Annotated in this window: 18 protein-coding genes; 12 read left to right on the top strand and 6 right to left on the bottom strand. The window is 58.0% G+C overall.

Features of this window, described 5'->3' with window-relative positions; genetic code table 11:
• The first annotated feature begins 8 nt into the window (after positions 1–8).
• The 3 genes from treZ to glgX are packed head-to-tail and all read left to right on the top strand — an operon-like array spanning position 9 to position 6352.
• A complete protein-coding gene (treZ, locus tag PI91_RS14090) occupies positions 9–1796 on the top strand; it encodes a malto-oligosyltrehalose trehalohydrolase (RefSeq protein ID WP_039266419.1) in 1788 nt (595 codons plus the stop codon).
• Positions 1793–4261, top strand: coding sequence for a malto-oligosyltrehalose synthase (gene treY / locus PI91_RS14085; protein WP_039266418.1), 2469 nt, complete (start codon positions 1793–1795; stop codon positions 4259–4261). Before treZ ends, treY begins: the two co-directional genes overlap by 4 nt.
• 15 nt (positions 4262–4276) lie before the next feature.
• Positions 4277–6352 carry a glycogen debranching protein GlgX gene (gene glgX / locus PI91_RS14080; protein WP_039266417.1) on the top strand — a complete coding sequence of 692 codons (2076 nt, stop codon included), beginning with the start codon at positions 4277–4279 and terminating at the stop codon, positions 6350–6352.
• On the opposite strand, the gene PI91_RS14075 is transcribed toward glgX, so the two are convergent.
• Complete coding sequence (locus tag PI91_RS14075) at positions 6353–6898, bottom strand: winged helix DNA-binding protein (protein ID WP_021240146.1); 546 nt, start codon at positions 6896–6898, stop codon at positions 6353–6355.
• A gap of 200 nt (positions 6899–7098) precedes the next feature.
• Between PI91_RS14075 and PI91_RS14070 the strand changes: the two genes are divergently transcribed.
• From PI91_RS14070 to PI91_RS14060, 3 genes are read left to right on the top strand one after another with little or no spacing between them, the layout of a single operon-like run.
• Positions 7099–7821 carry a DUF969 domain-containing protein gene (locus tag PI91_RS14070; RefSeq protein WP_021240145.1) on the top strand — a complete coding sequence of 241 codons (723 nt, stop codon included), beginning with the start codon at positions 7099–7101 and terminating at the stop codon, positions 7819–7821.
• Entirely contained in the window at positions 7818–8804 is a 987-nt protein-coding gene (locus tag PI91_RS14065) for a DUF979 domain-containing protein (protein ID WP_021240144.1), read from the top strand. The genes PI91_RS14070 and PI91_RS14065 overlap by 4 nt, the downstream gene beginning before the upstream one ends.
• 9 nt (positions 8805–8813) lie before the next feature.
• Positions 8814–9809 carry a DUF2891 domain-containing protein gene (locus PI91_RS14060; protein WP_039266416.1) on the top strand — a complete coding sequence of 332 codons (996 nt, stop codon included), beginning with the start codon at positions 8814–8816 and terminating at the stop codon, positions 9807–9809.
• Positions 9810–9855: 46 nt separating this feature from the next.
• On the opposite strand, the gene PI91_RS14055 is transcribed toward PI91_RS14060, so the two are convergent.
• Positions 9856–11271, bottom strand: a complete 1416-nt coding sequence (locus PI91_RS14055) for an MFS transporter (protein ID WP_039266415.1) — start codon at positions 11269–11271, stop codon at positions 9856–9858.
• Positions 11272–11388: 117 nt separating this feature from the next.
• Here PI91_RS14055 and PI91_RS14050 point away from each other — a divergent pair, with 117 nt between their 5' ends.
• Positions 11389–12294, top strand: coding sequence for a LysR family transcriptional regulator (locus PI91_RS14050; protein WP_032674811.1), 906 nt, complete (start codon positions 11389–11391; stop codon positions 12292–12294).
• 3 nt (positions 12295–12297) lie between these two features.
• Here PI91_RS14050 and PI91_RS14045 read toward each other — a convergent pair whose 3' ends face one another.
• The gene (locus PI91_RS14045; RefSeq protein ID WP_039266414.1) at positions 12298–13752 is read right to left on the bottom strand and encodes a Cu(+)/Ag(+) sensor histidine kinase; all 1455 of its coding nucleotides are present in this window, start codon (positions 13750–13752) and stop codon (positions 12298–12300) included.
• Entirely contained in the window at positions 13742–14425 is a 684-nt protein-coding gene (locus PI91_RS14040) for a copper/silver response regulator transcription factor (protein WP_008503517.1), read from the bottom strand. Before PI91_RS14040 ends, PI91_RS14045 begins: the two co-directional genes overlap by 11 nt.
• A gap of 162 nt (positions 14426–14587) precedes the next feature.
• On the opposite strand from PI91_RS14040, the gene PI91_RS14035 reads away from it, so the two are divergent.
• From PI91_RS14035 to yjjJ, 5 genes are read left to right on the top strand one after another with little or no spacing between them, the layout of a single operon-like run.
• Positions 14588–15973, top strand: coding sequence for an efflux transporter outer membrane subunit (locus PI91_RS14035; protein ID WP_039266413.1), 1386 nt, complete (start codon positions 14588–14590; stop codon positions 15971–15973).
• Between the two features lie 28 nt (positions 15974–16001).
• Positions 16002–16340: a cation efflux system protein CusF gene (cusF, locus tag PI91_RS14030; RefSeq protein WP_039266412.1), complete on the top strand. Its 339-nt coding sequence runs from the start codon at positions 16002–16004 to the stop codon at positions 16338–16340.
• An 11-nt stretch (positions 16341–16351) separates the two neighbouring features.
• Positions 16352–17608, top strand: coding sequence for an efflux RND transporter periplasmic adaptor subunit (locus PI91_RS14025; RefSeq protein WP_039266411.1), 1257 nt, complete (start codon positions 16352–16354; stop codon positions 17606–17608).
• A 10-nt stretch (positions 17609–17618) separates the two neighbouring features.
• Positions 17619–20795: a Cu(+)/Ag(+) efflux RND transporter permease subunit SilA gene (gene silA / locus PI91_RS14020; RefSeq protein WP_039266410.1), complete on the top strand. Its 3177-nt coding sequence runs from the start codon at positions 17619–17621 to the stop codon at positions 20793–20795.
• 44 nt (positions 20796–20839) lie between these two features.
• Entirely contained in the window at positions 20840–22144 is a 1305-nt protein-coding gene (gene yjjJ / locus PI91_RS14015; RefSeq protein WP_039266409.1) for a type II toxin-antitoxin system HipA family toxin YjjJ, read from the top strand.
• A gap of 28 nt (positions 22145–22172) precedes the next feature.
• Here yjjJ and PI91_RS14010 read toward each other — a convergent pair whose 3' ends face one another.
• Positions 22173–22760, bottom strand: coding sequence for a hypothetical protein (locus tag PI91_RS14010; protein WP_021240134.1), 588 nt, complete (start codon positions 22758–22760; stop codon positions 22173–22175).
• A gap of 104 nt (positions 22761–22864) precedes the next feature.
• A complete protein-coding gene (locus PI91_RS14005) occupies positions 22865–23773 on the bottom strand; it encodes a LysR family transcriptional regulator (RefSeq protein ID WP_039266408.1) in 909 nt (302 codons plus the stop codon).
• Between the last annotated feature and the right edge of the window lie 110 nt (positions 23774–23883).

Raw genomic sequence — 23883 nt, 5'->3', positions numbered from 1 at the left:
GACAATGAATGGAATTCAGGACATTTCAAAAGCAGTGGGGTGCTGAGTTTATTTCCGATGACGTTGTACGTTTTCGCGTCTGGGCAGAAGGACAGAAAGAACTTACGCTACGTCTTGCCGCCACCGACGTGCCGATGACGGCAACCGGCGGCGGCTGGTTTCAGGCGGACGTCCCCGGCGTCAGGCACGGTGCAGAATATCAGTTTGTTCTTCAGGACGGCACGGCGGTGCCCGATCCCGCCTCGCGGGCGCAAAAGGGCGACGTTAATGGCCCCTCAGTCGTGATCGATCCCCGACGTTACCAGCCGGTCAACCGCGACTGGGCAGGGCGGCCGTGGGAAGAGACGATCATTTACGAACTGCACATCGGCACGTTTACCCCGGAGGGCACCTTCCGGGCGGCGATCGACAAGCTGCCGTATCTGGCGGAGCTGGGGATTACCCAGCTTGAAGTCATGCCCGTCTCCCAGTTTGGCGGTTCCCGCGGCTGGGGGTACGACGGGGTGCTGCTGTATGCCCCGCACTCTGCGTACGGCACGCCGGAGGATTTCCACGCGTTTATCGACGCCGCGCACGGGCTGGGGCTTTCCGTGGTGCTGGATATCGTGCTCAACCACTTCGGCCCGGAGGGGAACTATCTGCCTCTGCTGTCGCCCGCGTTTTTTGATGCGCAGCGGATGACGCCGTGGGGCAACGGCATCGCCTACGAGCACGAGCCGGTGAGGCAGTACATCACCGACGCACCGCTCTACTGGCTGACGGAGTACCGTCTGGACGGCCTGCGCTTTGATGCCATCGACCAGATTAAAGACAGCTCCGGGACGCACATTCTGGAGGAGATTGCCGCGAAGATCCGCGAGGCGATCCCGCACCGGCACGTTCACCTGACCACGGAAGACAGCCGCAACGTGATTTTTCTGCATCCGCGCGATGAACAGGGCCACACGCCGCTGTTTACCGGCGAGTGGAACGATGATTTTCACAACGCTGCCCACGTGTTTGCCACCGGTGAGACGCACGCCTACTACCAGGACTTTGCCTTTGAGCCGGAGAAAAAGTTCGCCCGGGCGCTGGCGGAAGGCTTTGTCTACCAGGGCGAGATTTCGCTGCAAACCGGCGAATCCCGCGGCGTGGAGTGCCGCACGCAGCCGCCGCAGTTCTTCGTCGATTTCATCCAAAACCACGATCAGACCGGCAATCGCGCCCAGGGCGAACGGCTTATCTCCCTGGCGGGTGCCGACAAGACGCGGGTGCTGCTTGCCGCGCTGCTGCTTTCCCCCCATATCCCGCTGCTGTTTATGGGCGAGGAGTTTGGTGAAACGCATCCGTTCCTGTTCTTCACCGATTTTCACGGCGAACTGGCAAAGGCGGTGCGGGAAGGGCGCGCGAAAGAGTTTACCGGCCATGCCGGGCACGATGAAACCGTCCCGGACCCGAACGACGTGAACACGTTTATCCGCTCAAAGCTCGACTGGAACAAAATCGCCACCGACGAGGGCAAAACATGGCTGCGCTATACGCGCCATCTGTTGACGCTGCGCCATCGCTATATCGTTCCGCTTCTGCATCCGGGCGGTGCCGTTGAGGGCCATGTGCTCAAGACCGCGCCCGGCATGGTGGCGGTGAGCTGGCGCTTCCCGTCAGGCACGCTTTCTCTGGCGCTGAATATTGGAACGAAGCCCGTCGACCTGCCCGCGCTCGCGGGGGAGACGCGCTTCGCCTGGCCGGAGGTCAACGACGTTTTACCCCCGAACGGTATTGTCGTTCGCTTTGCTGATGGAGAAGCATCGTTATGATCCCTTCCGCCACGTACCGTATTCAGTTCCGTAACGGCATGACCTTCGACCGCGTTGTGGCGCTGGTGCCGTATATGAAGGACCTCGGCATCAGCCACCTTTACGCGTCGCCCGTGTTCACTGCCACGACGGGGTCTACCCACGGCTATGACGTGACCAACCCGAATGAAATCGACCCCGCGATTGGCGGACGAGAAGGCTTTGACCGCATGGCCGCGGCGCTTAAGCAGGCCGGTATGGGGCTGATTCTGGATATCGTCCCTAACCATATGTCCACCTCGCTGGAAAACCTCTGGTGGCGGGACGTGATTGAATACGGCCAGCAGAGCCGCTACTTCCGCTATTTTGATATCGACGGGTCGAGGCCGCTGACGCTGCCGTTTCTTGGCGATACCTTTGAGGCGGAGCTGGAGAAGGGAGCCATTACGCTAAAACGTGACCCTGTCACGGAAAAGGCCGCGCTGGTTTACTACGACGCCGAGTATCCGCTTAACCCGGGCACGTACAGCGAGGAGAAGAGCATTGCCGAGCTGCACGAGGCGCAAAGCTGGCGGCTGATGTCCTGGCGGGAGGCGCCGAAGCAGCTCTCATGGCGGCGCTTCTTTGAGATCACCGGGCTGGTCGGCGTCCGGGTTGAAGATGATGCGGTCTTCGACGATACGCACCGGCTGATCCTTGAGCTGGTCCACGCGGGCGTGGTGGATGGTCTGCGCATTGACCATGTCGACGGCCTGGCGGATCCGCTGGGTTATTTGCAGAAGCTGCGGCAGGCCGTCGGGCCCGACTGCTACATCACGGTCGAAAAGATTCTCGCCAAAGGGGAACAGCTCCCCGCTGACTGGCCGGTATCCGGCACCACCGGCTACGAGTTTATCGCCTCGCTGGCGGAGGTGCTGGTCGATGATGATAGCCTCTCGCGCCTGGAGACAATCCACGACGAAACGCTCGGCGTGACGGTCGATCGCCACGCGGAGCTGCGCGATGCCAAAGGCCTGATGAACGATCGCAATTTTGAGGGTGAATTCACCACGCTGCTAAACCTTGCTGAGGATCTGGCCCGCCGCAATGAGGTTGCGCTGCCGCGCGAGGATATCCGCCACGCGCTGCGCGAGCTGCTTATTGCGTTTCCGGTGTACCGCACCTACGGCACTCGCGAGGGGTTAACCCCGCCGGACGTGGCGCTGCTCAACCGCGTAGTTGCCAGCGTGGAGACGTCTGAAGCCGCGCTCAGCCTGATCGTGCGCATTCTTACCGGCGACCTGCCGGAAGATTGCCGCGAGAGCGCCGCGCTGTTCAGGACCCGCTTCCAGCAGCTCACCGGGCCGCTGATGGCGAAGTCCGTTGAAGACACGCTGTTCTTTCGCCACAACCTTGAGCTTGCGCTCAATGAAGTGGGCGCCGACCCGACGCCGCGCGCGTTTTCCTTATCCCGCTTCCACCAGGAGATGCGCATTCGTCTGGCCCGTCAGCCCGACGCGCTGCTGGGTACCTCCACGCACGATACCAAGCGCGGGGAAGATGCCCGGGCGCGCCTTTACACCCTGACGGAAGCCCCGGAACGCTGGGGGGAAAATCTGGCCCGCTGGCGGCAGATGAACCAGACCCAGGTGCGTTTTCTCAATGACGGTACCGCGCCGAACGCCGCCGATACGTGGATGATCTACCAGGCGCTGGCGGGCGTCTGGCCCGCCACGCTGTCACCGGACGACGCTGAAGGGCTTAAAGCACTCGAAACGCGGTTCCTCGGCTTCCTCGAAAAAGCGCTGCGCGAGGCGAAACAGCGCACCGACTGGATTGACAGCAACGAGAGCTATGAGAGCGTGGTGTTGAGCTACGCGCGGCACCTGCTTTCGCCGGACAACACCCTGTTCCTGCACGATTTCAGCGAGGCGATGCAGCCCTTTATTCGCGCCGGGCTGATGAACAGCCTCAGCCAGACGGCGATCAAGCTGACGGCGCCCGGCGTGCCGGATATCTATCAGGGCAGCGAGGCGCTTAACTTCAGCCTGGTCGACCCGGATAACCGACGCGAGCCGGACTTTCCGGCCCTGGTGCAGAGCCTCAGCGCGGCGGATGCCAGGGTGTTTGACAACCCGGCCTGCTGGCGGGACGGGCGGGTCAAACAGTTTGTTACCGCCACGCTGCTGCGGCTTCGACCGCACTACGACGCGCTTTTCCGCTACGGCGACTGGCTGCCGCTTAAGGTCACCGGCGAGCGGGAAGAGAACCTGATTGTTTATGCGCGCGTTAAGGACGAGGAGGCGCTGATTGTCGCCGTGCCGCGTCTGATTTTTGGCGTCACGGATAATCATCAGCTGTGGGTCAATACCACGGTGGCGATACCCGACGAACTGGCCGGGAAGCGCTATCGGGATCTGTTCAGCGGTGAGAGCCGCATTCTGCAAAAGACGCTGGATTTAACGTCAGAAAAGGGATGTGTACTGGTTCTGCTTACCTGCGAATAATCGTGGAGAACGAAAATGGCAAAGGATACAACGTTTGAAATTCGGGCCGGTCATGGCCAGCAGTTGGGGGCGAATTATGACGGGAAGGGCGTTAACTTCGCGCTGTTCTCCGCGCACGCTGAACGAGTGGAGCTCTGTCTGTTTGACCCGTCCGGGAAAACGGAAATCGCCCGGCTGGAGCTGCCGGAGTATACCCATGAGATCTGGCACGGCTATGTGCCTGACCTGAAGCCGGGCGCGCTGTACGGCTATCGCGTCTACGGCCCCTACGACCCGGAAAATGGTCATCGCTTTAACCCGCATAAGCTGCTTATCGACCCGTACGCTCGCGAACTGGTGGGTGACATCGACTGGAACGACGCCCATTTCGGCTATGAGCTGGGGCATGATGAGCTGGATTTGAGCTTTGATACCCGCGACAGCGCGCCGTTTACGCCGAAATGCAGGGTTATCGATCCGAACGCCTTTGACTGGCAGGACAACAACCGGCCGAACGTCCCCTGGGCGCATACCGTTGTCTATGAGAGCCACGTGAAAGGGTTTACCCAGATGAACCCGGCCATTCCGCCCGAGCTGCGCGGGACGTTTGAGGGGATGGGGCACAAAGCCTCGGTCGACTACATCAAAAGCCTGGGCATTACCTCGGTGGAGCTGCTGCCGGTTCACTGGTTCCCGGACGACCAGCACCTGCTCGACCGCGGCCTGAAGAACTTCTGGGGCTATAACACGCTGGGCTTTTTTGCTCCGGCGTCGCGCTACTACGGCCCGGCGGGGATCCAGGGCTTTCGCGATATGGTGCGCGCCTATCATGACGCGGGCATCGAGGTCATTCTGGACGTGGTATACAACCACACGGCGGAAGGGAACGAGCTTGGCCCGACGCTCTCGTTTAAGGGGATTGATAACTACAGCTATTACCGCACGCTGCCCGACCAGCACCGGTACTACATCAACGACACCGGGACGGGAAACACGGTCAACACCTCGCACCCGCGCGTGTTGCAGATGGTGATGGATTCCCTGCGCTACTGGGCGGAATCAATGCACATAGACGGTTTTCGTTTCGACCTCGGGACGATCCTGGGCCGCGAGCCCGAAGGGTTTGATCCGCGCGGCGGTTTTTTCGACGCCATGACCCAGGATCCGGTCTTATCCCGACTGAAGCTGATTGGTGAACCCTGGGATATTGGCCCCGGCGGCTATCAGGTGGGCGGATTCCCACCGGGCTGGGGGGAGTGGAACGACAAATACCGCGACACCGTTCGCGAGTACTGGAAGGGGGACAACGTCTCCACGGACTTTGCCGCGCGGCTTCTCGGCTCCGGCGATCTGTACGATCTGCGTGGGCGTCGCCCGTGGGCCAGCGTCAACTTTATCACCGCCCACGACGGCTTTACGCTGAATGACCTGGTGTCGTACAACGAGAAGCACAACGCCGACAACGGCGAGGACAATAACGACGGGCATAACGATAACCGCTCGTACAACTACGGCGAGGAAGGGCCAACCGAGAACCCGGACATCATCGCTACCCGAGAGCGGCAAAAGCGTAATTTCCTGACCACGCTGCTGTTTTCCCACGGCACGCCGATGCTGCTGGCGGGGGACGAGTTTGGCCGCACGCAGAAGGGGAACAATAACGGCTACTGCCAGGACAGTGAGATCTCGTGGATCGACTGGAAGGGGCTCTCCGAAAACGATGCCGCGCTGCGCGAGTTTACCCGTCGTCTCATTGCCCTTCGCGCGCAACAGCCGCTGCTGCGCCGTGAAAGCTGGCGTGACGGGCTGGAGATCCGCTGGTTCAATGCCGGAGGCGGTCCGCAGCAGGCCGAGCAGTGGGATGAAGGCTCAACGCTCGGGGTCTCCATCAGCAGGCCGGATCTTCAGCAGGAGGACGGCATCTGGCACGACGTGCTGATGCTGTTCAATCCGTTTGAAGGCACCGTGCCGTTCCAGATCCCGCAGTTTGGCGAAGGGGGATGGGTGCTGGAGCTGTCTACGGCGGATGATGCCGCCACCGGGACAGCGATCACCGAAACCGTTGAGTACGCGCTTGCCGGACGGAGCATTACGCTGTTCCGTCGTCCTTAGTTACAGTGACGCCGCCGCCCGTGCGGCGGTGTCATACAGGGAGGAGATCGTGCGTAACAGCTGCGCGGTCTCGCCAATCGACTTCCCGGCAATGCCGCTCTCCGCGTGGATCGCAATCAGACACGCCTCCCGCACGTCCCGGTATTTCATGCACAGCGCTTTCCCTTCCTCCGTTGTAGAGAAAAAGAGCTCTTTCCCCGCTTTCTCGCTCGTCACGTAGCCTGCTTTGACCAGCTTTTTCAGCGCATAGGTCACCACGTGGGTGTCTTCCACGTTGAGGACGAAGCAGATATCGGCCAGCTTTTTCTTGCGGTCGCGGTGGTTCACGTGATGCAGCAGCGAAACGTCAAAGGCGCCCATATCGGGCTCGCCGGCAGCCGTCATGCAGCGCACCATCCATTTGTTAAACGCGTTGCCGGTCATGATCAGCGCATATTCCAGCTCTGATAACTCCGCGCAGCGCTCGGATACCAGATGGCGGGAAGAGACGATCCGGCCCTCGTTGATATCGTCGCGATCGGGTGAAGCACTCTTTTCTGAGGTCATAACGTTCCTTAGCCAGAAATGTAAACTCATCGATAAAATAAGAACATTTTATTGATAATTTGTTTACATGTTTTTGAGGTTCAGATATAGCTTTTTAGCGCAGGTTTTACGAAGCCTGCCAACAAAACACAACATCGCTCGCCGCAAATTAAAAAAATAGCCGTCGGCGCGCAACGCTCACTTTCGATAGGGTAAACGTTATGGACGGTACTACGCTGCTGCCGCTGATCGGGATACCGATCGTGGTTATTGGTTTTGCACTGCGCTTCAACCCGCTGCTGGTGGTCGTGGTGGCGGGGCTGGCGACGGGTCTGCTGGTCGGCATGGATTTCGGGATGCTGCTGGAGACCTTTGGCGAGAAGTTCGTCAATAGCCGATCGCTGGCCACCTTCATCCTGATCCTGCCCGTGATTGGTCTGCTGGAATATTACGGGCTTAAGGAGCGCGCCCAGGCCTGGGTGGCGAAGATCGCCAGCGCCACCTCGGCGCGTATTCTGATGCTTTACTTTGTCGCCCGTGAAGGCACCGCCGCGCTGGGACTGATGTCGCTGGGCGGCCATGCCCAGACGGTGCGCCCGCTGCTGGCACCGATGGCCGAAGGGGCGGCGCTGAACGAATACGGCGAACTGCCGCAGCACATCCGCGACAAAATCAAAGCCCACGCCGCCGCGTGCGACAACATCGCGGTCTTCTTTGGGGAAGATATCTTTATTGCCTTCGGGGCGGTGCTGCTGATCGACGCGTTCCTGAAAGAGAACGGTATTCCGGGCATTGAACCGCTGCATATCGGCCTGTGGGCTATTCCGACCGCCATTGCGGCATTAATTATTCATATGACGCGCCTCCTGCGCCTCGATGCGAGTATCCGTCGCGACGTGATGGCCTGGCGGGCAGAGCAGGGTACGCAGGAGGCCGCGCAATGATGACGCTTATCACCATTAACCGCGTGTACTACCTGATTGGCTTTGTCGTAATGCTGCTGGTTGTCATGACCCTGCGCGATCGCGCCAACCCGAAGCGCTTTACCACCGCGCTGTTCTGGTTCTTGTTTGGCGGGATCTTCCTGTTTGGCGATCTGATGGTGCAGGAACTGGGGAAATCACTGGCGTACCGGATCATTGGCGGCGGCGTTATCGTTATCGCGCTGCTGGCGGGGTTTGGTCTCGTCGGGAAAGGGCACTATAAAATGTCCACCGAGGAGGAGCGCGTCGCGTCGTCAAACCGGCTTAAAAACTGGCTGTTCCTGCCGGCGCTGATGATCCCGGTGGTGACGGTGCTGGGCACGTTATTCCTGAAGGGCGTTTCGGTCGGCGGCGTGTTTCTGCTCGATCAGAAACAGCTCACCCTGGCGGCGCTGTGCGTGGCCTGCGTCGCGGCGATCCTCACCGGCTGGTGGCTGACCAAAGGCACGCCGCTCCATGCCGTTCGTCAGTCCCGTCGTCTTGTCGATACCATCGGCTGGGCGGTGATCCTGCCGCAGATGCTGGCCATGCTCGGCGGCGTGTTCGTGGTGGCCAACACGGGTGACTCGGTGCAGAAGGTGGTGAGCCTGTTTGTGAACCCGGATAACCGCTTCATGCTGGTGGTGATTTATTGCGTGGGTATGGCGCTGTTTACCATGATTATGGGTAACGCCTTTGCGGCCTTCCCGGTGCTGAGCGCGGGGATCGCCTTGCCGTTTCTGATCAACGTGCATCACGGCAACCCGGCGCCGCTGCTGGCGATTGGCATGTACGCAGGCTATTGCGGCACGCTGATGACGCCGATGGCCGCGAACTTCAATATCGTTCCCGCCGCGCTGCTGGAGCTGAAAGACAAATATCAGGTGATCAAGATCCAGATCCCGACCGCGTTAACCCTGCTGGTGGTGAACGTGTTCTTAATGTATTTCCTCGTGTTTCGCTAAGGAGCTGTCATGGAATTAACGCAACATCAGGCCGACGCGTTTGCCCGCATGCCTTTGACCTATTTGCGCCAGGAATACCCGAACCACATCATGCACCTGCTGAATGATGATGGTGACGTGCTGCCGCCGCGCGAGCTGCATCCCATTTTCTACGGCTGTTTTGACTGGCACTCGGCGGTGCACGGTTACTGGCTGCTGCTGCGCTGCGTGCGCCTCTATCCAGAATTACCGTGCCGGGACGCGATCGTCGCGCTTTTTGACGAGCACCTGACCGAAGAGAACGTGGCGAAGGAGCTGGCCTATTTCACCGCACCGTTCCGCGCCTCGTTTGAGCGGCCGTATGGCTACGGCTGGCTGCTGGCGCTGGCCCAGGAGCTGAAACAGTCGTCGCTGCCGCAGGCCGCAGGCTGGTACCAGACGCTGGCGCCGCTCACCCAGGATATTCGCAACCGGCTGGTGGATTACCTCGTCAAGCTCACCTATCCGATCCGCGTCGGGACGCACTACAACACCGCGTTTGCCCTCGCGCTGGCGCTGGATTATGGTCGCGCAGTGGGCGATAAGGCGCTTGAGCAGGCGATTGTGGCAGCGGCTGAGCGGTTTTATCTCGCCGACACGCGCTATCCGGCTCATTATGAGCCCGGCGGTGACGAGTATATTTCCGGCGCGCTGACGGAAGCGCTGCTGATGAGCAAGGTGTCGGAAGACTTCCCGGCCTGGTTTGACGCGTTTCTGCCGGAGGTGGGCGCCGTTACGGCACTGATGAACCCGGCGGAAGTGAGCGATCGTACCGACCCGAAAATTGCCCATCTGGACGGGTTAAACCTTAGCCGCGCATGGTGTATGAAGCACATTGCGAAAGCGCTTCCTGCCAGCCACCCGGCGCAACCGGCATTGCGCGAGGCGGTGACGAAACATCTGGCCGCCAGCGTCGGGCATGTGGTTGGCAGCCACTACAGCGGCGGGCACTGGCTGGCGAGCTTTGCGCTGCTGGCGCTGGAGTAAACAAACGCGCCGTCTTTCTTGCCGGGTGGCGCTGCGCTTACCCGGCCTACATTGTGCAACGCTTGCCTGTAGACCGCGCAGTGCGCAGCCTGCTCAGGCTAAATACCACCGAACCCGTCGAGGCGATGACGGCTAGCCACAGTGCAACCTGGATAGCATGTTGATGGTCCCATCCTGCCGCCGCTCCCAGCAGAACCCCCACCACCGCGGCACCGAGACACTGGCCGAATGTTCTGACGATCGACAACACGCCGGAGGCATAGCTGGCATGTTCCCGCGCGACGTTAGCGAGCATTTCCCGATTATTGGGACTCTGGAAGCAGCCAAACCCCATCCCGCAGACCAGGCTACGCAGGCAGATATTCCAGGCGGAAGGATTCTCCGGCAACGTGGCCAGCAGGACCAGCCCGCCGACAAAAACCATCAGCCCGAGGGTCGAGATGAGCGGCGCGGAGATCGTATCCGCCCAGCGACCCGCGTGCGGCGCGATCAGCACGATGCCAATCGGCCATGGGGTGAACAGCAGCGCGGACACTACAGGGCTGTAGCCGTATACGCTCTGAAACAGGAACGGCAGCGCGACAAACGTGATCCCCTGGCTGACAAACGAGGCCAGCGAGGTCAGCGCGGCGAGGGTGAAGCGCCCGTTTCTGAACATCACCGGCGGCAGTAACGGATGTTGCGCGCGCCGAATCCGCCAGGTAAAGGCGAGGGCGCTAACCAGCGCGAGAACGCCCCAGAAGACGGCCTGCAGACTAATGTGTTGCGCCACGTGCTGAAGGCTGTCGGCCAGCATGATCGCGGAACCTAACAGGACGGCCGAGAGCACGGCGCCCGGCGCATCAAAGGGCGGTCTGTCAGCAACCGATTCCCGCGGCAAGGCCCGCCACGCCAGCAGCAGGGCGATGCTGCCCGGAATGAGGTTAATGGCGAACAGCCATTGCCAGCTCAGGGCGTCCAGTATTGTTCCGCCGAGTACCGGGGCGATCGCCGTGCTGGAGGCGATAAGCAGGGCGTGCAGCCCCAGAATGCGGCCCAGCAGTCGGCCCGGAAAAACGGACCGCAGGATCGCCGGAGCAATACTCAGGGTCGCCGCCCCGCCGATGCCCTGCAGAATTCGCATCCCGGTTAATATTTCCGGCGTTGTTGCCAGCGCGCAGCCGAGCGAGGTGAGCGTAAAGGTGGCAAGCCCGCTCAGAAAGACCGGGCGATAGCCCACGCGGGCCGCCAGCGCGGCGAAAATAGCCAGCGTCATCGCCGCTGACAGCAGATAACCGTTAGCGAACCAGACCGCAACGTTCGCGGGGACCTGCATCGCTCTAGCCATGGAGGGGAGCGCGATGTTGATCATGGTGCCGTCAAAGACGCCCATCAGCGTGGTGGTCATGACGGCGGCCAGGACCCGGGCGCGTTCATGCCCGGGTAAACCTTCATCGCCGGGCTGGTTGGTAAATAGCGTCATCGTCGTTACTCCGGATAAGAATAGTGATGACGAAACTATAATCATGCGCTATACAGGGCGGAAGACGCAGCATTTGCACTTAATCGTTGCATATAACGCCTTATCTGAGGAGCCATCGTGTCCGATCCTGACTTTAACCTTCTGGTTGCGCTCGACGTTTTGCTGGCCGAAGCCAGCGTGGCGGGCGCGGCGCGACGTTTAAACCTGAGCACCTCCGCCATGAGCCGCACCCTGAGCCGGCTGCGGGAGGTGACCGGCGATCCTATTCTGGTGCGGGCCGGGCGTCATATGGTGCTGACGCCCTGGGCCGAAGCCACCCGGGATCGCGCCAGAAGCGCCGTGCACGAGGCGAGGGCGGTGCTGCAGCCCTCCACCGACACGCTGAAGGTGGAAAGCCTTGAACGGCTGTTCACTATTCGGGCCAACGACGGTTTTGTCGTGGCGTTTGGACCCATGCTCATAGCCGCGGTGGCGAGCGTTGCGCCCGGGGTCTGCATCCGCTTCGCTCCCAAACCTGAAAAAACGTCGCGCTATTTACGGGAGGGGCTTGTCGACCTGGAGATCGGCGTGCAGAGCAACATGGGGCCTGAAATACGGCTGCAAAGGCTCTTTCAGGATCGGTTTGTTGGCGCGGTGCGCAAGGGACATCCGCTGTCTTCACAGCCTGAGGTCAGCCTTGACGATTATGTTGCCTGGGGCCATGTGGTGGCGTCGCCTGATGGGGCGTTACACGGGTCTGTGGACGACGCGCTGGCGGAGCGGGGGATGAAACGAAAGATCGCCAGCGTGGTGCCTGGATTCCCGACGGCGTTATCCGTAGCGCTGGCCTCCGACCTGGTTGCTATGGTACCGGCGTTGTACCTGCTCAATCAGGCGATGACCGAGCGCGTGCACGTCTTTGAACTGCCCTTTAAGACCCGCACTATTACGGTATCCCAGATGTGGCATCCGCGCATGGAACGGGATCCGGCGCATCGCTGGCTCAGGGAAAAGGTCCTTGAAGTGTGCCGCGCGGTTTGCTGACGCTCAGAGCACTTTCCCCGGCACGGTGAGGATGAAGCGCGTCGACACCGCATCCGATTCCACGCGGACTTTTCCGTGGTGCGCGGTGACGATGGACTTCACGATGGCAAGCCCAATCCCGCTGCCTTCGCCCTTACGCTGCCTGGACGGATCGACGCGATAAAAACGGTCAAACAGCTTTGGCAGATGCGCCTGCGGGATCGGCGTGCCGGGGTTTTCTGTCACCAGCTCAACGTCGTTATCCTGTTTTCTGATGGAGACCGTTACCGCTTTCCCTTCCGGCGTATAGCGCAGGGCGTTGGAGAGCAGATTATTGATTGCTCTTCTGAACATCTGCGGATCGCCTTCTATCAGGCAGGGCATCCCGTTAAATTTCAGCGAGACGTGGCGTTCTTCCGCCCAGGCTTCGAAGAAATCGAAGACTTTCATCACCTCGGCGCTTAAATCAAACATCACCCGATCCGGGATGAGCTGATTATTATCCGCCTGCGCCAGGAACAGCATGTCGCTGACCATGCGGGTCATCCGGTTGTACTCTTCCAGACTGGAGTAGAGGACATCTTCCAGCTCTTTCTGGGAGCGGTTCTGACTCAACGCGATTTCCGTTTGCGTCACCAGGTTGGTGATGGGCGTCCTGATTTCATGCGCGATGTCGGCGGAAAAATTCGCCTGCCGGGTAAAGACATCTTCAATTTTCCCAATCATATGGTTGAAGGAGATCACCAGCTGTTCCAGCTCAACGGGCACGCGGGACGGCTCCAGTCGCGCATCCAGATTTTCGGAGGTGATATTTTTAATGGCGGTGCTGACGTTACGCAGGGGCAAGTGTCCCTGGCGCACCGCGATACGAATCACCAGCACAATCAGCAGGCTGATCGCCGCGGCAATGGCAAAAAGATTCTTCTTCAGCGCCTCAAGGTAGTGGAGATGAAAATTAATCGAGAGACCGATCAGCATGACGTAGTCCTGGTTTTTGCCCTGCAGCGTTGTCCTGCCTGAAGAGGCGATAATCCGGTACGTTTCCATTTTCATGTCGGACCCGGCATGCATAGGGTTGACCGGGTCTTCTACCGTCCAGAGAAACACATCCTGTGCCTGACGGTGTTCGCTAAAGTTCGCTGTGTTTATCGCCGGGCGCAATGCCGTGCCTTGCGCCGAGCTGAACAGGGTATTGCCCTGCGGATCCAGAAGCAGGACGGCCACGTTGCGGTAGCTGGCGACCGACTCTTTGAGCTTGCTGATTTTCTTTTGGTCGGGATCGGCCGGAGACTGGAGGATGCGGTGCATTGCGCTGCTAATCTGCTGTAAGTCGCTGATATCCTGCTCGGCAAAGTGCTTCTCAACGGAGTGCAGCATAAACCAGGTAAAGGCGAAGAAGGCCAGTATGGTGGAGAGGCTGATAAAAAAGGTCAGCCGCAGCGCAAGCGAGAACGGGCGTCGGAGGGGCTTAACGGGCATCCGGCACCTCCAGCATATAGCCTACGCCGCGTACCGTCTGGATCAGCTTGGGTTCAAAATCGTTATCGATCTTTGCGCGCAGGCGCTTTACCGCCACATCTATTGCGTTCGTGTCGCTGTCAAAGTTCATATCCCACACCTGGGAGGCAATCAGGGAGCGGGGCAGCACCTCGCCCTGATGACGCATGAAAAACTCCAGCAGGCTGAACTCCTTGCTGGTTAACAGGATGCGATTGCCCGCCCGGCTGACCTTCCTCGATACAAGGTCAACCGTCAGGTCAGCCGCCTGAAGCTGGCTTTCCGCGATCACCGTATTTCCGCGTCTTAGCAGCGTCCTGACCCGGGCGAGCAGTTCCGCAAAGGCGAAAGGCTTAATCAGATAATCATCCGCGCCCAGCTCAAGCCCTTTAACCCGGTGCTCTATTGTCCCGAGGGCCGTGAGTAACAGGATGGGCATTCCTTTGCCGGCAGAGCGAAGCATGCGGACGATATCCCAGCCGTTCACGTCGGGCAGCATGATATCCAGAATCAGCAGGTCATATTCCGCGGTCATGGCGAGGTGGTACCCGGTCAGGCCATTATCCGCATGGTCCACGACAAACCCCGCTTCCGTAAGCCCCTTGCTGAGGTATTCCCCGGTTTTCATTTCGTCTTCAACGATCAGTATTTTCATCTTGCTCCCCAGACTGGCTGCTGATGACATTCTAGTGAGCCCGCGATCGTTAACAATGACTTACGCCATAAATGACAACATTGTCATTATCCTGTCACCGGTCAAACAGGATGCGTTCAGTAGAGTAGCCCTAAAAATCCTCTGGACTTGATTTGAACCGCTATGTTCCTGTTAAAACGACTCAGCATCAGTACGGTATTTATCCTGGCAGGCTGCGTCTCGCTGGCGCCTGACTACCCGCGCCCGGCATCACCGGTACCCCGGCAGTTTTCGCTCTCGCGCAACGGCCTGACGCCCGCGGCGGCCGGGTATCAGGACACCGGCTGGCGCAACTTCTTCGTCGACCCTCAGATAGCTGGATTGATTACAGAAGCCCTGAAAAACAACCGCGATATCAAAATGGCCGCCCTGAAGATTGAAGAGGCCCGGGCGCAGTTCAACGTGACGGAGGCGGATCGTTATCCGCAGTTGAATGGTTCTGCGGGTATCACGTACAGCGGCGGGCTAAAAAGTGACAAACCGACCTCACGGCAGTACGACGCCGGTCTTGCGCTTAGCTATGAACTCGACTTTTTCGGCAAGCTGAAGAACCTGAGCGAGGCCGACCGACAAAACTATTTCGCCAGCGAAGAGGCCCGTCGCGCGGTGCATATTCTGCTTGTCTCTAACGTGTCGCAGAGCTATTTCAACCAGCAGCTGGCGTATAAACAGCTGCGCATCGCGCGGGAAACGCTGAAAAATTACCGGCAGTCTTATGCGTTCGTTGAGCACCAGCTGGCGACGGGGAGCACCAACGTGCTGGCGCTGGAACAGGCCCGGGGACAGATCGAAAGCACGCAGGCAGAGATTGCCAAACGAGAGGGGGAGCTGGCGCAGGCCAACAATGCTCTGCAGCTGCTCCTCGGCACCTATCGCGGATTGCCGGGCGACAGCGGAATGAACACCCGCGATATTGCGCCGGTAAAACTCCCGCCCCATCTTTCTTCAGCGATACTGCTGCAGCGCCCGGATATTATGGAGGCGGAGCATCAGCTTAACGCGGCCGATGCGAATATCGGCGCCGCACGTGCCGCTTTTTTCCCGTCTATTTCCCTGACCAGCGGGCTTTCAACAGGCAGTACGGAATTATCCAGCCTGTTTACCGCGGGCAGTGGGATGTGGAATTTCATCCCCAAAATTGAGCTTCCGATTTTTAATGCGGGCAGGAATAAGGCCAACCTGAAGCTGGCTGAAATTCGTCAGCAGCAGTCGGTTGTGAATTACGAACAAAAAATACAGGCTGCCTTCAGGCAGGTTGCCGACGCGCTCGCGCTGAGGGACAGCCTCAACCAGCAGCTTGCTGCGCAAGAACGGTATCTTGATTCGCTAAATATTACCCTGCAGCGGGCCAGAGGATTATATACCAACGGTGCGGTGAGCTATATCGAAGTATTAGACGCGGAACGGTCGCTGTTTTCCACGCAGCAAAATATTCTCGACCTTATTTATGCCCGGCAGGTTAATGAAATTAACCTCTTCACCGCGCTGGGCGGCGGTTGGGCCGAATAACCTCATTTAATTAAAAAGGATATTAAACATGCGCAATTCACTTAACGCCGTCGTATTTGGTGCAATCATTATGTTTTCTGCCGGCCTTCAGGCTGAGGTTCATCAACACGCGGAGATGAGCGCTGCCAGCGAAGGTGCCTCAGAGCAGGTCATCACCGGGACCGGCATTGTGAAGGATATTGATATCACGAATAAAAAAGTGACGATTTCTCACGAAGCCATCCCGGAAATTGGCTGGCCCGCGATGACCATGCGTTTTACTTTTATGCAGGCCGACGCGAGTATTACTGCCTTAAAAGTCGGCAGCCACGTGAATTTCTCGTTTGTTCAGCAGGGCAATCTCTCTTTACTCAAGAGCATTAAATAGCGAGAAACGGCATGGCCTCATTAAAAATAAAATATGCTGCCGTGATAGTCAGCAGCCTTATTGCGGGAGGGCTGATATCGCTGACGGCCTGGCAGGCTCTTCATTCATCTGAAAAAACAGAAAATAGCGTTTCTGAAAGAACGGTGCTTTTCTGGTATGACCCGATGAAACCCGACGTTAAATTCGATAAGCCCGGTAAATCACCGTTTATGGATATGGATCTGGTGCCGAAATATGCCGATGAGAATGATAAAAACAGTGACGGTATCCGTATCGATCCGACCCAGGTTCAGAACCTGGGATTAAAAACGCAAAAAGTGACGCGCGGAAAGCTGAATTATGCCCAGACGATCCCGGCCAACGTCAGCTATAACGACTATCAGTTTGTCATTGTCCAGGCGCGTGCGGAAGGGTTCGTTGAAAAAGTGTACCCGCTGACGATTGGCGATAAGGTGAAAAAAGGCACGCCGCTGGTTGATATCACCATTCCGGACTGGGTCGAAGCGCAGAGCGAGTTCCTCCTGCTCTCCGGTACCGGCGGAACGCCCACGCAGATAAAAGGCGTTCTGGAGCGTCTGCGCCTGGCGGGTATGCCGGATGACGACATTCAGCGGCTGCGTGCGACCCGTACTATCCAGACCCGATTTACCATCAAGGCGCCCATTGACGGGGTGATCACGGCGTTTGACCTGCGCACCGGGATGAATATTTCCAAAGAGAAGGTGGTGGCGCAGATTCAGGGGATGGATCCGGTCTGGATCGGCGCGGCGGTTCCTGAATCCATTGCTTATCTGCTGAAAGATACCTCGCAGTTTACTGTTTCGGTACCGGCTTATCCGGATAAATCCTTCCCGGTTGAAAAATGGCGTCTTCTGCCGAGCGTGGATCAAACCACCCGTACGCTGCAGGTGCGCCTGCAGGTCTCCAACAAGGATGAACTGCTGAAACCGGGCATGAATGCCTACCTGAAGCTGAATACCCTAAGTCAGGAAATGTTGCTCATTCCGTCTCAGGCCGTTATCGATACCGGGAAAGAACAGCGCGTTATTACCGTTGATGCGAACGGGAAGTTTGTACCGAAAAGGATCCACGTTCTGCATGAATCACAGCAGCAGTCCGGCATTGGTACCGGACTGGAAGAGGGGGAGTCGGTGGTGGTCAGCGGTCTGTTTCTGATTGACTCGGAGGCCAATATTACCGGCGCGCTGGAGCGCATGCGCCACGCTGAAGCCGCTGAAGCCGCTGACGACGCGCATTCAGGCCATTAAGGAGACGATGATGATTGAATGGATTATCCGGCGTTCGGTTGCCAACCGTTTCCTGGTGATGATGGGCGCGCTGTTTCTCAGCGTCTGGGGGACATGGACCATCATCAACACCCCGGTCGATGCCTTGCCCGATCTGTCTGACGTTCAGGTGATTATCAAAACAAGCTATCCCGGCCAGGCCCCGCAGATTGTTGAAAACCAGGTGACCTATCCACTCACCACCACCATGCTGTCTGTTCCTGGCGCGAAGACCGTGCGCGGTTTTTCACAGTTTGGTGATTCGTATGTGTACGTTATTTTTGAAGACGGGACCGATCTGTACTGGGCCCGCTCGCGCGTGCTGGAGTACCTGAATCAGGTTCAGGGCAAACTCCCCGCCGGCGTGAGTTCCGAAATCGGCCCGGACGCCACGGGCGTAGGCTGGATATTTGAATATGCGCTGGTGGACCGCAGCGGAAAACACGATCTCGCCGAGCTGCGATCATTGCAGGACTGGTTCCTGAAATTTGAGCTGAAAACAATCCCGAACGTGGCCGAGGTGGCCTCCGTCGGCGGCGTGGTGAAGCAGTATCAGATTCAGGTTGACCCGTTAAAGCTGGCGCAGTTCGGCGTCAGCCTGCCGGAAGTTAAGCAGGCCCTTGAATCGTCTAATCAGGAAGCGGGCGGATCGTCCGTAGAAATCGCGGAAGCGGAATATATGGTGCGGGCCAGCGGCTATCTGCAGACCATCGATGATTTCAATCACATCGTCCTGAAAACCGGTGAGAACGGCGTGCCGATTTACCTGCGTGATGTTGCCCGCGTACAAACGGGGCCGGAAATGCGCCGTGGTATTGCCGAGCTGAACGGGCAGGGTGAAGTGGCGGGCGGCGTGGTGATCCTGCGTTCGGGTAAAAACGCGCGCGAGGTCATTACGGCGGTAAAAGACAAGCTGGAGACGCTGAAGGCCAGCCTGCCGGAAGGCGTTGAGATTGTGACCACCTACGATCGCAGCCAGCTCATCGACCGGGCCATTGATAACCTGAGCAGCAAACTTCTCGAAGAGTTTATCGTGGTGGCCATCGTCTGTGCGCTGTTCCTCTGGCACATTCGCTCGGCACTGGTGGCGATTATCTCTCTGCCGCTTGGCCTGTGTATTGCCTTTATCGTCATGCATTTCCAGGGGCTGAACGCCAATATTATGTCGCTGGGAGGCATTGCCATTACCGTCGGCGCGATGGTTGATGCCGCCATCGTGATGATTGAGAACGCGCATAAGCAGCTGGAAGAGTGGGATCACCAGCACCCGGGAGAGCAGATTGATAACGCCACCCGCTGGAAGGTGATTACCAACGCCTCTGTAGAGGTTGGACCGGCGCTGTTTATCAGCTTGCTGATCATCACTTTATCCTTCATTCCCATCTTTACCCTTGAGGGGCAGGAAGGGCGGCTGTTTGGTCCGCTGGCCTTCACCAAAACGTACGCCATGGCAGGGGCGGCCGCGCTGGCCATCATCGTGATCCCCATTCTGATGGGATTCTGGATCCGGGGTAAAATCCCCGCCGAGAGCCGTAACCCGCTGAACAGGCTGCTGATTAACGCCTATCATCCGCTGCTGATTCGGGTGCTCAACTGGCCCAAAACAACCCTGCTGGTTGCGGCCTTATCCATCTTGACGGTGATCTGGCCCCTGAGCCAGGTGGGCGGCGAGTTCCTGCCGAAGATTAATGAGGGCGATCTGCTGTATATGCCCTCTACTTTGCCCGGCGTCTCTCCGGCAGAAGCGGCCGCGCTCTTACAGACCACGGACAAGTTAATAAAAACCGTCCCTGAAGTGGCCTCTGTCTTCGGCAAGACCGGCAAAGCCGAAACGGCAACGGATTCCGCGCCGCTCGAAATGGTGGAAACCACCATTCAGCTTAAGCCTGAGAATCGGTGGCGACCCGGGATGACGATTGACAAGATCGTTGAGGAGCTTGATAAGACCGTTCGTTTGCCCGGTCTGGCGAATCTCTGGGTTCCGCCCATTCGCAACCGCATTGATATGCTGTCGACCGGGATTAAAAGCCCGATTGGCATCAAGGTGTCTGGTACCGTTCTGGCTGATATCGACGCCACGGCGCAAAGCATTGAAGCAGTAGCCAAAACGGTGCCGGGCGTGGTGTCTGCCCTGGCAGAACGTCTGGAAGGCGGGCGCTACATTGATGTCGATATCAACCGGGAGAAAGCCTCCCGCTATGGAATGACGGTGGGCGACGTGCAGCTGTTCGTCTCCTCGGCCATCGGCGGTGCGACGGTGGGTGAAACGGTGGAAGGCGTGGCCCGCTATCCGATTAATATTCGTTACCCTCAGGACTACCGGAATAGCCCGAGCGCGTTGAAGCAGATGCCGATCCTGACGCCTATGAAACAGCAGATTACGCTGGGTGATGTGGCAGATATCAACGTTGTTTCAGGCCCCACGATGCTGAAAACGGAGAATGCCCGGCCTGCGAGCTGGATTTATATCGATGCCCGCGGCAGGGATATGGTGTCGGTGGTGAACGACATTAAGACGGCCATCAGCCAGAACGTGAAGCTCAGGCCGGGTACCAGCGTGTCATTCTCCGGGCAGTTTGAACTGCTTGAGCACGCCAACAAGAAACTGAAGCTGATGGTGCCGATGACGCTGATGATCATTTTCGTTCTGCTCTATCTGGCGTTCCGTCGCGTGGATGAGGCCCTGTTGATCCTGATGAGCCTGCCGTTCGCGCTGGTCGGCGGGATATGGTTCCTGTACTGGCAGGGCTTCCATATGTCCGTGGCAACCGGCACCGGGTTTATCGCCCTGGCCGGGGTGGCAGCAGAGTTTGGAGTGGTCATGCTGATGTATTTGCGTCATGCCGTTGAAGCACATCCGGCGCTGTCCCAGCGCGAAACGTTCACTGAACAGGGGCTTGATGACGCCCTTTATCAGGGCGCCGTGCTGCGCGTGCGGCCAAAGGCAATGACCGTCGCGGTGATCATCGCGGGTCTGCTGCCCATTCTCTGGGGGACCGGCGCAGGGTCAGAAGTCATGAGCCGGATAGCGGCGCCCATGATTGGCGGGATGATTACGGCACCGCTGCTGTCACTGTTTATTATTCCTGCGGCGTATAAGTTAATTTGGTTGCGCAGGCATAAACCAGAGACAGCCGTTGGTGAAGATGACAGGGGAGTCAATACCTGATAAATTATCTATTCAATAACCTATTCACAAAGCTATTCAAAACCATGATTAATCGATCCGAAACACTACGACAATTGCTGAGACAAGGCCCGGTATCGGTAAGGCAACTGACTGATATTATGGGTATTAGTCAGCCTACCGTTTCACGATCGATTAAAGCGCTTGGCGATGAGGTGGTTCGCATTGGCTCCGGTCCATCTATTCACTATGTGCTGCGGGATACACATCGAGGATTCAGTTCGGCTCCTGTCTACCGCATCACGGAAGAGGGTCAGGTTAAATCGCTGGGTAAACTCATTCCGGTTTATCCAGACGGTTTTGTAATGGCGCAAACGGACAATGTGTGCCTCCATAGCGATGGGTTGCCGTGGTGGTTGTTTGACATGCGGCCTCAGGGATACCTTGGCCGCGCGTACGCCTCGCGATTTTCATCCGAGCTGGGCCTGCCGCCAAATCCAGATAACTGGAGTGATACTGACGTTATCAGGGCTTTGCTCGCTCATGGGCACGATGCGGTGGGGAACCTGTTAATCGGAGAACAGGCGAGGAATCATTTTGTAGAGATGCCGTCGCCTGTTGCGGTGGACCGCACAACCGCCTACCCGTCGCTGGCGCAGGCCGTGAGCGCGGGCGAAGTACCGGGCTCCTCTGCTGGGGGTGAACAGCCGAAGTTCTGTACTTATACAGAACGTGGCCACGTGATTGTGAAATTCACGGCACCGGACGATAACCCTGTAAGCGAACGCTGGCGAGACCTTTTGCTAGCAGAACATCTTGCGTTAAGCGTGCTTGGCGTCGAAACCGAGGTGTTTGATTTTGGCGGACAGCGCTTCCTTGAGATCCCGCGGTTCGACCGTACGGGACCCCTTGGTCGTAAGGGACTCTTTTCTTTACGTGCGCTCGAGGCGGAGTTTGTCGGCAGGGCAAGAGAATCCTGGCCGGTACTGGTGAATGAGCTGGCAAAGCAGGGCTGTGTTCACCAGGATGCGGTCGCCAGCACGTCAAGGCTTTGGGCGTTTGGTATGCTGATCGGCAATACCGACATGCACCACGGTAATCTGTCGTTTATCAGTTCCCACGGACGGCCTTACGATCTTGCTCCTGCCTATGACATGCTACCCATGGGATTTGCTCCGAAATCAGGAGGCGCAATGGTGAATACGCTGCGTCCGGCTACGCTTATTGACGCGATCGCGGGAGAAACCTGGCATGAAGCACTGGCGCTGGCCGAGCGCTTTTATACGCTGGCCAGTAGTTGCGGCCGCTTTTCTGCCAATTTTGCGCCATGTCTTGCCGCATTGCGCACCCATCTGGACGAGGCGAGCTCAAGGATATCGCGTCTGGGATAATGGGGCGGGATGTTTACGAGGGGCAGGCTTAGCGTGGCATATGTGCATCGCGAGTCTGTCTGATCAGCTTGCGCCAGGCGCGATTATGCAGAGTAAATAGCAGCATCTTATAAAAGGCTGTGGAGAGGATAGCGCTACCACTAAGCAATAACATGACGATACTCACCAGTGCCGCAGTCAGACTGACGCCCGGAAAAGGGCTACCGATCAGCGCGGCCAGCAGATAGGCTGCCGTTAATACCAGGCTAATCACCGCCAGCGCAAGGTGTATCCGTACGGCGCGCATGCTGCCTTTGCCAATCATGAACATCGTCACGCCGTTGATGCCAGCGAAAAGCAGGGCGACCAGCACAACCCACACGAATACGCGTTCAGCTGGCTGGCTGAGTGCGGCGAGTACGCCATAGCCCAACCACAGCTGCGGAATGGCGAAACTGACAATCACCCCGAGCGTACTGATCGCTGCCGGAATACCCATGGTATGTAGTCCCACAGGCTTACCCATCTGTTCGGACAATTGCGTCTTAAACTGCTGCAGCTGTGTCGGGGAGGCATTGCTCATGCTGTTGGCCAGCGCGTTACAGTGTTTCAGGCGAAGGGATAAAATTTTAATCATTTGATTATACGGCTTTTAAAAGAGTGAAGACCCTGATTGATTTTATGATATCCGCTACGGGGCGATAAAGACGACATTGCATCGTCCCGCATGGAAGCGCTATTTCACAACCCCAGCGGCCTGGCCTCCTGTATGAACTCAATCAGAAGGCGAAGCCCGGTCGGCAGTTGCCGGCGGCTTGAATAATAGATATAAAAACCTTCCTCCAGCGGGGACCATTCCGTCAGCACCAGGCGGAGCCGACCATCCTTCACATAGGGTTCAACAAGAGGCTCCGGAAAATACATCAGACCAGCTCCGCCTAATACGGCCACAAGGCCCGTTTCAGCCTGGTTGACCGTCACTGAGCCTGGCACAGTGATTTGGTACGTTTCGCCGTCTCGCTCAAGTTCCCAGCGATAAATCCGATCGTCGCCGAGACGATTGCTTATACAACGATGGTGTAATAAATCATCCGGATGTTCAGGCGTTCCGTAACGTTCCAGGTAGTCTGGGGATGCGGCGATAACCCAGCGAATATCGGCAGATAAACGCCGGGCAACCATGTCTTCCGGGACGGTGCCACCATAGCGGATACCGGCATCGAAGCCCGCATCAGTGACGTCAACCATACGGTTGCTGGCCACAATATCGATTTCAATATCGGGATAGCGATCCATAAACGCGGGCATAACCGGCGCAAGCAAAAGATTGGCCGCTTCAACGGCAGCATTGATGCGGATACGTCCGCCAGGGGTATTACGATACTTGTTAAGCGATTCAAGTGCGCCTTCTATCTTGTCGAAAGGCTGAAGGACAGACTGAACCAGTTCTTCACCTGCAGCCGTAGGTGTAACGCTCTTGGTCGTGCGATTAAGGAGGCGAACCCCGAGCCGGGTTTCCAGTCCCTTCAGGGCATGACTAAGCGCTGATGCACTGACACCTAATTCAATCGCCGCACGGCTGAAACTGCGATGACGTGCAATGGCCATGAAATAAATGAGATCGGCGACATCAGCTCTGCTTATTTGCATACAGAATCCTTTTCCTTGTGCCTTAACGCCCGACTGCGTTGATACGGAAATGATATACACCATAGACCGACCAGGGCTAATCCGTTGCTGAATTTATTTCACAAGTCCAT

Origin of the sequence: Enterobacter sp. FB (assembly GCF_000805795.1) — a bacterium.
GTDB classification, from domain to species: domain Bacteria; phylum Pseudomonadota; class Gammaproteobacteria; order Enterobacterales; family Enterobacteriaceae; genus Enterobacter; species Enterobacter roggenkampii.
This window is presented reverse-complemented; position numbering and strand designations above follow the sequence as displayed.

Bases quoted from the DNA above. Each gene is read 5' to 3' on its own strand.
- treZ (WP_039266419.1), top strand. From the start codon at position 9: ATGGAATTCAGGACATTTCAAAAGCAGTGGGGTGCTGAGTTTATTTCC.
- treY (WP_039266418.1), top strand. From the start codon at position 1,793: ATGATCCCTTCCGCCACGTACCGTATTCAGTTCCGTAACGGCATGACC.
- glgX (WP_039266417.1), top strand. From the start codon at position 4,277: ATGGCAAAGGATACAACGTTTGAAATTCGGGCCGGTCATGGCCAGCAG.
- PI91_RS14075 (WP_021240146.1), bottom strand. From the start codon at position 6,898: ATGACCTCAGAAAAGAGTGCTTCACCCGATCGCGACGATATCAACGAG.
- PI91_RS14070 (WP_021240145.1), top strand. From the start codon at position 7,099: ATGGACGGTACTACGCTGCTGCCGCTGATCGGGATACCGATCGTGGTT.
- PI91_RS14065 (WP_021240144.1), top strand. From the start codon at position 7,818: ATGATGACGCTTATCACCATTAACCGCGTGTACTACCTGATTGGCTTT.
- PI91_RS14060 (WP_039266416.1), top strand. From the start codon at position 8,814: ATGGAATTAACGCAACATCAGGCCGACGCGTTTGCCCGCATGCCTTTG.
- PI91_RS14055 (WP_039266415.1), bottom strand. From the start codon at position 11,271: ATGACGCTATTTACCAACCAGCCCGGCGATGAAGGTTTACCCGGGCAT.
- PI91_RS14045 (WP_039266414.1), bottom strand. From the start codon at position 13,752: ATGCCCGTTAAGCCCCTCCGACGCCCGTTCTCGCTTGCGCTGCGGCTG.
- PI91_RS14040 (WP_008503517.1), bottom strand. From the start codon at position 14,425: ATGAAAATACTGATCGTTGAAGACGAAATGAAAACCGGGGAATACCTC.
- PI91_RS14035 (WP_039266413.1), top strand. From the start codon at position 14,588: ATGTTCCTGTTAAAACGACTCAGCATCAGTACGGTATTTATCCTGGCA.
- cusF (WP_039266412.1), top strand. From the start codon at position 16,002: ATGCGCAATTCACTTAACGCCGTCGTATTTGGTGCAATCATTATGTTT.
- PI91_RS14025 (WP_039266411.1), top strand. From the start codon at position 16,352: ATGGCCTCATTAAAAATAAAATATGCTGCCGTGATAGTCAGCAGCCTT.
- silA (WP_039266410.1), top strand. From the start codon at position 17,619: ATGATTGAATGGATTATCCGGCGTTCGGTTGCCAACCGTTTCCTGGTG.
- yjjJ (WP_039266409.1), top strand. From the start codon at position 20,840: ATGATTAATCGATCCGAAACACTACGACAATTGCTGAGACAAGGCCCG.
- PI91_RS14010 (WP_021240134.1), bottom strand. From the start codon at position 22,760: ATGATTAAAATTTTATCCCTTCGCCTGAAACACTGTAACGCGCTGGCC.
- PI91_RS14005 (WP_039266408.1), bottom strand. From the start codon at position 23,773: ATGCAAATAAGCAGAGCTGATGTCGCCGATCTCATTTATTTCATGGCC.